Below are 1,170 nucleotides of genomic sequence, written 5' to 3'. Positions count from 1 at the left end.
CAAAAAAGCTAGACCGCCACCGCTCCGACCGACACTGCCTGCCACTGCCACCGCTCCGACCGTCACACCCGTCCGTGATGTCTTGACGATCGACTTAAGACGGGGCGATCGAACTGAACCCATAACCCCGTGCTTATTGGTTAAAAAACCCATCTTATTGACAGGTAAAACCGCTGCAATTTTGCTGCAATTCCTAAAACCCGTCTGGAATTGCAACAGAACTCAGCAGGAAAAAACCTATACGCTGTATGGTTTCATTTTTTTTATTGACGCAAAATTGCCTAACTTAGGGGTTAGCGCTTGCGCTAATCTTGCGTCAATAAAACTTTTGGAGTGTCAGAACTTATTGAGAACACACTCACACTAATGATAATAAACCTTTAAACACCTTTAGAAACCGTCAAACCTATCAGACGATATATCTAAGCCACGACATCTAACCCCCACCTAGGAATCGTAAATAGACACCTCTGGTGAGACGTTAGCCTGTGGGGATGGTATGGTGATGGTGGATGATGAGGCGATCGCCCCTGGTGTGTGGCGGCGATGGTGGCGGTGGCGGGTTGCCTGCCTGTGGTGGGTGTGGTGGCGGGTGCGGGGCGGGTTTGGATTGTGGGTTTGGATTGTGGATGGTGGCGGCGGCGGTGCGAGGCGGGTGCGGTTCATCCGATCGCCCTTGCGGACAATTCACCCACAGCACCAGCACCCGGAGTGCAGCCGATCGCCCTTGCGGAAACTTCTCAACGGATGGCTGATTAAATGTTTCCGATGTTCCTGATAGCATCCCCTGATTTATAGGGTGATAAAAGACCTTATTCACCCTCTACAAATCCGAGGTTACTGTTAGTAAATCCCCCGATAATAGGTCTGACAAAAATCACACAACCCCTGATAAACAGTCCTGATAACTATTACATTAGGGGTGATAAACAGTCCTGATAACTATTACATTAGGGGTGATAAACAGTCCTGATAACTATTACATTAGGGGTGATAAACAGTCCTGATAACTATTACATTAGGGGTGATAAACAGTCCTGATAACTATTACATTAGGGGTGATAAACAGTCCTGATAACTATTACATTAGGGGTGATAAACAGTCCTGATAACTATTACATTAGGGGTGATAAACAGTCCTGATAACTATTACATTAGGGGTGATAAACA

Annotated in this window: 1 protein-coding gene; it reads left to right on the top strand. The window is 46.7% G+C overall.

Annotated elements, in window-relative coordinates; genetic code table 11:
* Positions 1-499 precede the first annotated feature (499 nt).
* Complete coding sequence (locus QUA45_RS28920) at positions 500-778, top strand: hypothetical protein (RefSeq protein WP_333223395.1); 279 nt, start codon at positions 500-502, stop codon at positions 776-778.
* Positions 779-1,170 lie beyond the last annotated feature (392 nt).

The organism is Microcoleus sp. Pol12A5, from assembly GCF_036701435.1.
GTDB lineage: Bacteria > Cyanobacteriota > Cyanobacteriia > Cyanobacteriales > Microcoleaceae > Microcoleus.
Note: the sequence above shows the minus strand (reverse complement) of the source record. Positions and strands in the feature narration are given on the sequence as shown.

What these genes read in the sequence shown, in the direction of transcription:
- QUA45_RS28920 (WP_333223395.1), top strand. Translation starts at nt 500, where the DNA reads ATGGTGATGGTGGATGATGAGGCGATCGCCCCTGGTGTGTGGCGGCGA.